Source organism: Actinospica durhamensis (assembly GCF_018139695.1).
In the GTDB taxonomy this organism is placed as follows: Bacteria; Actinomycetota; Actinomycetes; order Streptomycetales; family Catenulisporaceae; genus Actinospica; species Actinospica durhamensis.
The window spans coordinates 21,789-31,835 of the sequence record NZ_JAGSOG010000085.1; the positions used below are offsets into that span (position 1 = coordinate 21,789).

The 10,047-nt window shown below is 70.3% G+C and carries 8 protein-coding genes and 1 pseudogene; 3 read left to right on the plus strand and 6 right to left on the minus strand.

All coding sequences use genetic code 11. From position 1 onward, the window contains the following. Positions 1 to 97 precede the first annotated feature (97 nt). Complete coding sequence (locus KDL01_RS18000) at positions 98 to 1,726, plus strand: phospholipase C (RefSeq protein WP_246576594.1); 1,629 nt, start codon at positions 98 to 100, stop codon at positions 1,724 to 1,726. Here the strand turns inward: KDL01_RS18000 and KDL01_RS18005 are convergent. The 4 genes and pseudogenes from KDL01_RS18005 to KDL01_RS18025 all read right to left on the minus strand — a co-directional run bounded on the left by KDL01_RS18005 (position 1,723) and on the right by KDL01_RS18025 (position 5,038). After that, positions 1,723 to 2,085: a hypothetical protein gene (locus KDL01_RS18005; protein ID WP_212529667.1), complete on the minus strand. Its 363-nt coding sequence runs from the start codon at positions 2,083 to 2,085 to the stop codon at positions 1,723 to 1,725. The genes KDL01_RS18000 and KDL01_RS18005 overlap by 4 nt on opposite strands. Then, entirely contained in the window at positions 2,063 to 3,439 is a 1,377-nt protein-coding gene (locus tag KDL01_RS46790; RefSeq protein ID WP_212529668.1) for a lyase family protein, read from the minus strand. Before KDL01_RS46790 ends, KDL01_RS18005 begins: the two co-directional genes overlap by 23 nt. Further along, positions 3,436 to 4,602 (minus strand): annotated as a pseudogene (locus KDL01_RS18015) (M20 family metallopeptidase). The gene KDL01_RS46790 and the pseudogene KDL01_RS18015 overlap by 4 nt, the downstream one beginning before the upstream one ends. 7 nt (positions 4,603 to 4,609) lie before the next feature. After that, positions 4,610 to 5,038, minus strand: a complete 429-nt coding sequence (locus KDL01_RS18025) for a DUF1028 domain-containing protein (RefSeq protein ID WP_212529670.1) — start codon at positions 5,036 to 5,038, stop codon at positions 4,610 to 4,612. A 23-nt stretch (positions 5,039 to 5,061) separates the two neighbouring features. Between KDL01_RS18025 and KDL01_RS18030 the strand changes: the two genes are divergently transcribed. Then, the gene (locus tag KDL01_RS18030) at positions 5,062 to 6,069 is read left to right on the plus strand and encodes an ROK family protein (protein WP_212529671.1); all 1,008 of its coding nucleotides are present in this window, start codon (positions 5,062 to 5,064) and stop codon (positions 6,067 to 6,069) included. A gap of 131 nt (positions 6,070 to 6,200) precedes the next feature. Here the strand turns inward: KDL01_RS18030 and KDL01_RS18035 are convergent, their stop codons facing one another. Both KDL01_RS18035 and KDL01_RS18040 read right to left on the minus strand, forming a co-directional pair. After that, positions 6,201 to 6,404 carry a hypothetical protein gene (locus KDL01_RS18035; protein WP_212529672.1) on the minus strand — a complete coding sequence of 68 codons (204 nt, stop codon included), beginning with the start codon at positions 6,402 to 6,404 and terminating at the stop codon, positions 6,201 to 6,203. A 174-nt stretch (positions 6,405 to 6,578) separates the two neighbouring features. Beyond that, complete coding sequence (locus tag KDL01_RS18040) at positions 6,579 to 7,403, minus strand: alpha/beta hydrolase (RefSeq protein ID WP_212529673.1); 825 nt, start codon at positions 7,401 to 7,403, stop codon at positions 6,579 to 6,581. 299 nt (positions 7,404 to 7,702) lie between these two features. On the opposite strand from KDL01_RS18040, the gene KDL01_RS18045 reads away from it, so the two are divergent. Then, on the plus strand, positions 7,703 to 10,047 hold a 2,345-nt coding region (locus KDL01_RS18045), incomplete at its 3' end, for a tetratricopeptide repeat protein (RefSeq protein ID WP_212529674.1).

Below are 10,047 nucleotides of genomic sequence, written 5' to 3' on the forward strand. Positions count from 1 at the left end.
GAACTTCATGGACCTGGCCGCCGTCGCCGAGCAAGCCCCGACGCTCCCGTAGTCATTTCGGGTCTGACAGGCCTCCGCTCTGATGAGGACATGCGTGATGCACGTTAAGGCCAAGCAGGGCAGGGCGATCGTCGCCGCCGCGGGCGCGGTCGTCCTCTGCTTCATGTTCGCGACCGCGCAGGCGAGCGCCGGCGGCTCGGACCTCGGCAGTCGGACCTCGCAGGCGGGTGGCGCGGTCTTACTTGCCGGTGCCCGCGAGGGAACGGCCACGCCGATTCAGCATCTTGTCGTGATCTACGACGAGAACGTCTCGTTCGACCACTACTTCGGCACCTACCCGAACGCGGCGAACACCGACGGCACCACGTTCGCCGCCAAGCCGAACACTCCCTCCGTCAACGGCTTGACCTCGGCGCTGCTGACCGACAACCCCAACGGGGCCGCGCCGACACGGCTCACCCCGGCCCAGGCGCTGACCTGCGACCAGGACCACTCGGACACACCCGAGCAGCAGGCCTACGACTACGGCCTGACCGACAGGTTTCCGCAGTACACCGGCGTCGCTTCGTGTTCCTCCCCGAACGTCGGTCTGCCCGGCCTTGTGATGGACTACTACGACGGCAACACGGTCACCGCGCTGTGGAACTACGCGCAGAACTATGCGATGAGCGACGACAACTACGACACCACCTACGGTCCCTCGACGCCCGGCGCGATCAACCTGGCCTCCGGGCAGACCTACGGCGGCGAGGTCGTCGATGCCACCGGCCGGGGCGTGACCGACGCGGCCGTGGTCGCGTCGCCGAACTCGAGCGACGTCGGCACCGATATCGGGGACATGGACCCGTACTTCGACGACTGCTCGCAGGCCGGCGACCGACTCGAGATGACCGGGCAGAACGTCGGCGACCTGCTCGACGCGAAGGGCGTGACCTGGGGCTGGTTCCAGGGCGGCTTCGGCGCCACCATCCCGGCGACCGCGACCACCCCGGCCGTGTGCGGGGCGACGCACACGAACATCGGCGGCGTGGCGGTCGCGGACTACAGCGCGCACCACGACCCGTTCGAGTTCTACCGGTCCACCGCGAACCCGCACCACGCGGCCCCGGCCTCCGAAGCCGAGGTCGGGCACGACGGCCGGGCCGAGCACCAGTACGACCTCTCCTACTTCTACCGGTCCATCGAGGACGGCGGCCTGCCCGCGGTCTCGTTCGTGAAGCAGGCCGCGTACCAGGACGGACACGCCGGCTACTCCGACCCACTCGACGAGCAGGCCGGCCTGGTCTCCCTGATCAACTCGATCGAGGAGTCGCCGTACTGGGGCAGCACCGCGATCGTCATCGCCTACGACGACTCCGACGGCTGGTACGACCACCAGGCCCCGCCGAACGTGAACTCCTCGACCGACCCGGCCGTGGACGCGCTCGACGGCCCCGGCGTGTGCGGCACCGCCTCACGCGCTCCGCTGGCCGCGGAACAGGACCGCTGCGGTTACGGCCCGCGCCTGCCGCTGCTGGTGATCTCCCCGTATGCCAAGGACGACTACGTCAACCACTCGGTGACGGACCAGAGCTCGATCCTGGCCTTTATCCAGCACAACTGGAGCACCGGCACGATCTCCGGCTCGCTGGCGCAGTACGCCGGCTCGCTCGAGCCGTTCTTCGACTTCGGCAAGCGCAGCGCCCGCCGGGTGATCCTCAGCCCGTCGAGCGGCGCCGTCTACTAATGGCCCCCGGCGGATTCGAGGCAGCCCCCTTCGCGGGTGATTCCGCCGGAGTCCAGTTCGACGGACTTCACGCTCACCGTGCCCCAAACGCAGACAGGCGGCGTGGTGTCGAGCAGTACATATCCGCCGAATGCGACGCCGTTGTAAGGCGGGCCGCTGAATACGACCAGGTCGACGCTCTGCGTGCCGGCTGCGAGCAGCGCGGCTCGGACGGGGGCCACCTTCAGTCGCTGCGCTGGGGTGAGCTTCTCCAGCGATTCCCGGACCCGGCTCGTCACGGGTGCGGCCAGAGCCGCGACCGAGGCCGGCAGCGGGATGCGGGAATTGAACGTCTGATTAGCCTGCTGCTCCTGCTGCACGCTGACCGAGGCGCACGATGTCGGCGCCGATACGCCCGGGATCTGCGGGCAGATGCCCAAGGTGGGCTTCGACGTCGATGGGGCCGCCGTGCCGGAGGGTGGAACGACCGGAGAGGAAGCCGCCGCATGCTGCGTTCCACAAGCTGCGGCCAGACAAAGGATCATCGCGGAAAGTCCCGCCACCGATACACCGCCGAATCGCCGCACCGCTGAACCATAGCCCGACTAGGCTCGCGCAGGGCGAGTAACGAGTCTTACACCTGACGAAGCGCCGAGATCCACGGGACAAGCCTTGGTTCCGAGCGCATCGGCCGCCCGTGCGTGCCGCCGCCGTCACCTGCCGTCCGCGGCCGGCAGCGGATCGAGGTTCGCGAGCGCCTCCGGGCGCAGCAATGCGTCGAGTGCGGCGGCCTCGAGGCTGCCGGTCGCCAGTGCCAGGGTCCGGACGTCCCCGCCTCCGCCGAGGACCGCCTTGGCGATTTCGGCGGAGCGGGCGTAGCCCAGATGCGGTGTCAGGGCGGTGACCAGGCCGACGTTGCGGGCCGCGGCCGCGGCGAGGCTCGCCGAGTCCACGCTTGATCTCGGCGAGGTGGGCCAGGGCTCGGCGGCGATAGTCCGGGTGGGCGGTGATGCCGGTCCCGATGGCGGTGGCCCCGATGTTGATCTCGCACAGCAGGGCCCTGGCGTCCTCGAGGCGCGGCAGTTCCTCGCGCAGGGTGACGGCGAACGCGCCGAGTTCCTGACCGACGGTCATCGGGACCGCGTCTTGGAGCTGGGTTCGCCCGATCTTGGGGACGGTGCGGAATTCCACGGCCTTGGCCCCGAACGCGTCGGCGAGTGCCGTGGTCGCCCGCACGAGTCGCTCCATCACGGTCATCAGCGCGAGACGGACGGCCGTCGGGTAGACGTCGTTGGTGGACTGGCAGCGGTTGACGTGGTCGAGCGGGTGGATCTCGGCGTAGTCACCGCGCGCACGGCCGAGAATCTCCAGCGCCCGGTTGGCGATGACCTCGTTCGCGTTCATATTCGTCGAGGTGCCCGCGCCGCCCTGGATGACGTCGACCACGAACTGATCGTCGAGGGCGCCCTCGATCACTTCCTGCGCGGCGGCTGCGATGGCCGCGAACCGGCGGTCGTCGAGCAGGCCGAGATCGTGGTTGGCGCGGGCGGCTGCCAGTTTGACGGCGCCGAGCGCGGCGACCAGTTCCCGGTGCGTGCCGACCGAGGTGCCGCTGACGGGGAAGTTGGTCAGCGCGCGGGCGGTGTGCACTCCCCAGTACGCGCTCGCGGGGACTTCGTGTGCGCCGAGGGAGTCGTGCTCGGTCCGCGTGCGGAACGTGTCATCGGTGCTCATCGTGCTGCCCTTCCCTCGGCTCTGTCCTCGGCTCTGTCCTCGGCGACGTCGATTGCGGTCCAGGCGAGAGCTGTCGCGGCGTCGAGCAACGCTTTCTCGGCGTCGCCGCCGACGCAGTGCGCGGCGAACTCGGGCTGGTGGTTGAGGGCGGGGAGCGATCGGATGCCCACGTACGGGTGGATGGCCGGCACGACCTGGGAGACGTTGCCCATGTCGGTCGAAGCCCGGTTCATCCGTCTGGCCGGCGAGGCGTCGTCGAACACGCGGCCCAGGCCGGCGGCATTGCGGGCGTAGGCCCGCAGCGCGGCTTGGTCGGCGCGGAACTCGGCGTAGGGCTTGCTCTCCGGAGCGATGTCCAGCGTGCAGCCGGTGGCCACGGCCCCGGCTTCGAAGCAGCGCCACACCTTCGACTCCGTCTCGGCGAGTTGCTCGAGGTTCTCGGCACGCACGTACCAGCGGCCTTCGGTGTGGGCGGGGATGGCGTTCGGAGCCTGTCCCCCGTTGGTCATCACGCCGTGGACGCGGACCGTGTCGGGCAGCTGCTGGCGCAGCAGCCCGATCGCGACCTGGGCGACGGTGAAGGCGTCGGCGGCGTTGACGCCCTGCTCCGGGTAGGCCGCGGCGTGCGCCGACTTCCCCCGATACGAGACGTGGGAGTGCGAGACGGCGAACGGCCGCGCCTCCGCGACGTCCACGGGCGCCGGATGGGCCATCATCGCGAGGTCGAGCCCGGCGAAGGCGCCGCGCTCGAGCAGCTCGATCTTGCCTCCGCCGCCTTCTTCGGCCGGGGTTCCGTAGACCTCGATCGTCAGGCCCGCCGCGTCGGCCAGGGGCGCGAGGGCGCGGGCGGCCCCGACCGCGATCGCCGCGATCAGATTGTGCCCGCAGGCGTGGCCGAGCCCGGGCAGCGCGTCGTATTCCGCGCACAGCCCGACCCGGAAGGGACCGCTGCCGTAGCTGGCGTGGAACGCGGTGTCGAGCCCGAGGTAGGCGGGTGTGACGGTGAATCCGGCCTAGTCCAGAGCCTCGGCCACCTTCCGCGCGGATTCGTGCTCCTCCCACGCGGTCTCGGGGTGTGCGTGGAGTTCCTCGGAGAGCCGGATCAGTCGCTCGGCGTCCGCGGCGACGGTGCGGGCCGCACCGTTCTTGGCAATGTGCTCCATCACCGGATCACTCGTTTCCCGGGACGCCGTACGAGGGCGCGGCGGCGGGGTTCAGGGCACGGGTGACGTAGTCGTCGCGCTGCGGGAGCCACCGGTCGAGCAGGACGCGCAGGTCGGTGACCGGTTGTTCGCTCCAGTCCACGCGCAGGTCCGTCTCACGCCAGGGCACCTCGCGTATGACGGCGAGTCCCGCCGAGTAGACCGGTCCCGCCTCGCCGCCGGCCACAAGACCCGCGGCCAGTGCGGTGAACAGGCGCTCCTCGAGTTCGCCCACGGAGTTCTCGAAGGACTCGACGATCGCGTCGACGACCTCCGCCCGCCACAGCATGTTGCCGGCCGCGACCACGCGCGAGCCGACGCGGTCCCGGTGCACACCGAGCGAGCGGGCCCCGGAAAACGCCGCGGCCTGGCCGTCGCCAACCCCGCCAACCGGCACCTCGGACCGGCAATGGGTCCAGAATGCTGATCAAGCGGGACTCCGGCGAGAGCGTATCGGGGAGCCGCCAGACAGGAGTGGAATCGCACATGAGTCACGTCTTGGCGCTTGATGTCGGCGGCACCTTCATGAAGGGCGCGGTCATCGGTTCCGATCATGTCCCGGTGGTCCGTCTCCGTTTCCCGACGCCCCGAGCGCACGGCCCCGAAGCCACCACCGCCGCCATCGCATCCGCCCTGGTCGACCTTCACCAAGCAGCCCGAGAGCGCGGCCTGACGGTCAAGGCGGCAGGCGTGGCCGTCCCGGGAATCGTCGATGAGACCCGCAGACGCGTGCTCTTCTCCGCGAACATCGGCTGGCGCGACACAGACCTCGCCGCCGACCTCACCCATCGCCTGGCCGCAGGCGCAACAGACACCGGAAAACTCCCCGTCATCCTCGGCCACGACGTGGCCTCCGCCGGCATCGCCGAAGCCCGCATCGGCGCAGCCCAAGGCTACGACAATGCCCTCATCGTCCCGATAGGCACCGGCATCGCCGCCGCACTCATCAGCGAAGGCCGCCCGATCCGAGCCGGCGGGTACGCCGGCCAACTCGGCCACATCGTCATCGAGCCGAACGGCGAACCCTGCGGCTGCGGCAACCGCGGCTGCCTCGCCACCATCGCCGCCGCCTCAGCCATCGCCCGACGCTACGCAGCCCGCACCGGCAAACCGGAATCCGAGGTCAACGGCGCACACGAAGTCCTCCAACGCCTCCACACCGGCGACACCACCGCCCACCACGTCTGGCACGAAGCCATCGAAGCACTCGCAACCGCACTGGCCCAGGCAACAAACCTGCTCGCCCCGGAGGTCATCGTCATCGGCGGCGGCCTCGCACAAGCCGGCGAACCGCTGCTCGCCCCGCTGCGCGAAAGCCTCGCCGAACGACTGACCTTCCAACGCCTACCGAAAGTCGTACCGGCACAACTGGGCGATGAGGCCGGCTGCCTCGGCATCGGACTATCAGCTCTCGAGCACATATCCTGACCGGGCCGGACGCGGCCCGAGTCATGAAGATGGCCGCCGACCTGGGATCTCTCCCGGATCAGCGGCCAGTCGTTGCGTCAGCGGCGCCGACCAGGCCATCCGGCCGGCGCACGGGGTATGACGCGCGGGGACTACTTGTGCAGCAGGACGAAGGCGATCACGGCGACGACCACCGCGAGGGCAAGGACGATGCCGATCACCTTGCCAGAGCCGCTGCTGGTGCTCGCGGTGGGCGCGCTTGCGGCCGTGGTCGGGTTCTTGGCTTCGCCACGCTCCACGAAGGCCTGGAACATCTGAGTGCTGGCGGCGGGATCGAGATCATTGTTGTTCGACACCCCGCCACCTTATGGGTCTCGGACGGCCCGGGGCCACCGAGCTGGGGAAAGCTTGACGTAGAACGGGGATCCTTGACCTTCCCGTATGCTCATGTTGTTATTCATCGGATTCAAAGATGAACCACGGCGCGGCGCCGGGTGCGGCAGCCGGGCGGCGGGCCGCCGTGACCGGTATCAGGCCATTGCCGGAATGTGGTTGCCGACCCAGGTCATGCAGGCCGCGGCGACCTGGTGCCAGCCGCCGTCGATGGTCAGGGAGTGTCCGCGGTCGGCGAACTCCATCAGGTCGGTGGTCACGTCGGGACCGTTCTGGTGCTTGAACTCGGATTTGCTGATCGCCTCGGGGACAGTGTGGTCCTTCCCGCCCATGACCAGCAGCAACGGCGGGCGGCCCGGGCTGCCGGCGTCCACCGCGACGGGCGAGTGCGGACTGAAGTTGGCCGTGGCGGCCTCGAACAGCGGACGTCCCGGAGCGGGAATCGCCCATTGCTCGTAGAGCCGGTCCGACTCCTCCCGCTCGACCGCGTTGCCGAACGCGTAGCGGAACTGGTCCGGCGTGAGCGAGACCGCCTTGTGCCTGTTCCCGGGGTTGCGGAACACCGGCAAGGTGGCCTTGAGCGAGGAGAGCGGAAGCGGAAGCACGCCCTTGAACTGCGCCGCGTCGATCCCCACGGCCGCGATCCCGACCCCCGTGCCCAGCAGCTTCTGCGCGATCATCCCGCCGAAGGAGTGGCCGATCAGCACCGGCGGCGCCGGCAGACCGGAGATGATCTCCGCATAGTGCGCGGTGACCTCCTCGACCCCCCGATCGCCCACCGCGTCCGGATCGCCCCGGGTGGCCTCGACGGAGTCGGCCACACCCGGCCAGCCCGGCGCCATCGCCCGATACCCGTTCGCCTGGAACAGCTCCTCCCAAGGCTGCCAGCTCGAGGGATGCAACCACAGGCCGTGGATGAACACCACCGGCGTCCCACTGCCGTCACTGAGAGTTGCCGCCATGCTCCTCACCTCTCCGGAGCCGTCTGAGTCGGTCACGCCGCGGCGATCGGAGACCGTCGCGGCGGCTCGGAACCCAGTCTTGTACGGTTCCGCCCGGGCCGCAGCGTGAGCCGGACCGGATCTCACCGGGGCCCCTCGAGACGACAGACGACCTTCCGTGGTTTCGAAAACGAGCCCGCGCGGTGGAGGCGTCTGCCAGACTGGTTGAAGCCGGTAGGGGCTCGCGCACGATGTGCGGTGCCGTGGGAAGTCCGGCTGCCACGAAGGCTGTCAGACATCGTGGACGGGGGTGGTTCCTCATGTTCGACGGGCTCCTGGGATCCGCGGCGCGATTCATGAAGTCCGGCGCGCCGCGTGGGGAGTTCTCTCCGGACGCCCAGCGCGCCGGCAGCCTTCTGCAGGCCTATAGGCGGACCCAGGATCTCTCCGCCCTTCACGAGGCCGTGGCCCTGTACCGCACCGCGCTGTCCGCGGAGCCCCGTCGCGCCTCGTATCTGCACAATCTGGGAGTGGCGCTGGACTTGCTCTTCAGCTGCACCGGGAACGTCGATGCCCTGGTCGAGGCGGTCGCAGCCGGTCGCGCGGCCGTCGCGAACACGCCCGAGCGGAACACGAACCGGCCCATCTACCTCAGCAGCCTGGGTGACTGTCTGCGTGTCCTGTTCGGTCAGACGAACGACGTGTCCCTCCTCGAAGAGGCGCTGGCGACTCATCGCAAGGCCTTGGCGGCGACCGCGCCCGGCGACGAGTGGCGGCCCAAGCGGCTCAGGAGCCTGGGATGGACGCTGCTCACGCTCCACAAACGCACCGGGAGCCAGGACGCGCTGTCCGAGTCGATAGCGCTCACCCGCGAAGCCGCGGCGGCCGTCTCCGACGGGTCGGCAGAGAAGGCGATCTGCCTCAGCATCCTGGGTTCCGCGCTGCTGGCCCGGTTCGAACACGCCGGCGACATGTCGGCGCTGGACGAGTCGATCGCGGCACAACGCGAAGCGGCGTCGGTCACCTCCACGGGTGATCCCGAACACACGAGGGCTCTCAACAACTTGGGCGTATCTCTGCACGCCCGCTTCAGGCAGACCGGCGATGTCAGTGACCTCCGCGACGCCGCCTCAGCGTTCCGCACGGTGGTCGCGGCGACCCCGCCCGGCGACGCCGACCGTCTTTCACGCCTGTCGAATCTCGGCGCCGCCCTGGATTCCCTCTACGGCACCACCGGTGACGTGGACACCCTGGCACAGGCCGTGTCCACCTGCCGAGCGGCGGTGGCGGCGACACCCGCCGGACATTCGCTGCTGCCGAACAGGATGACCAACCTCGGAAACGCCCTGTGGCGCATGTTCGAGCGCACCGGTGCGCCGGAGCACCTCGCCGACTCGCTCACGTTGCGGCGCGCCGCCGTCCACGCGACCCCGGCCGGCCATCCCGACCGGGCCGCCTTCATCGGCAACCTGGGCACCGGGCTCAGCACCCAGTTCAAGTGGACCGGCGACCTGCAGGTGCTGACGGAGGCCATCGCCACACAGCAGGAAGCCGTCGCCGCCACCGCGGCCGCGAGCCCCGCACGGTTCGGCCGCCAGCTGAACCTCGCCGGCGACCTGCGTTCGCTCTACGAACGCACCGGCGACCTCTCCGCCCTGTCGGAAGCCGTCGCCGTCGAACGCGCGGTGATCGCCGCCGCCCCCGTCGGCCATCCCGATAGGACCAGGGCCATGGCCAGTCTGGGTCTCGCGCTGCGCCTTCTGGGGAGACGGACGGGCAAGATCGAGATCGTGGCCGAGGCGGTGGCCGTCGGCAGGGCCGCCGTGGCCGCCACCGCGTCCGACCGTCCCGAGGCGGCCCTGCGTCACAGCACCTTGGGAAGCAGCCTCCGCGTGCTGGCGGAGTTCGAGCCGGACGGCCAGAGCGCGGCGAAGGCACGTACCCTCGCCCAGGCCACCGCCGCGCACCGCGCCGCCGTCTCCTGCGTTCCCGCCGACCACCCGATGCGGATGGACTATCTCAACAACCTGGCGAGCGCTCTGCACGCCTGGTTCGAGGTGTCACCCGACCCCTGGTTGCTGCGCGAAGCCGTCGACACGGCTCGGGCGGCGCTGGCTATCGCCGCGCAGGGCCAGGCCGAGCGAGCCACCGTCGAGATGGTCCTGGCGGCCGCCCTGCACCGGTCGTACCGCGAGACCGGGGACGACGCGGCCCGGGACGAAGCCCGCGTTCTGCTGGCCACGGCGGCCAGTGCGCCCGAAGCCCGCGTCGCCGTCCGGATCGCGGCCGCGCGACGGCTGGCCCACCTGGAACTCGCGGCCGGATCGCCCACCGCCGCGCTCGGCGCCGTGGAGACGGCGGTCGGCCTGCTGCCGATCCTCGCCTCGCGCGGCCTGCACACCCGAGACCGTCGGCACGTGCTCGGCGAAGTGACCGGAATCGGAAGCCAGGCGGCGCAGATCGCCCTGGCGGCCGGACGGCCGGAACGGGCCGTCGAACTCCTGGAGGCGGCCCGCGGCCTGCTGCTCGCCGAGACGATGAACTCCCGCCGCGACCTGGCACGGCTGCGGGCCACCGCCCCCGACCTGGAGCCGGAGCTGATCCGGCTGCGTGACCGGCTCGCTGCTCTGGACGGCGAGCCGGAGGAGGGGGACGCGGGCGGCCC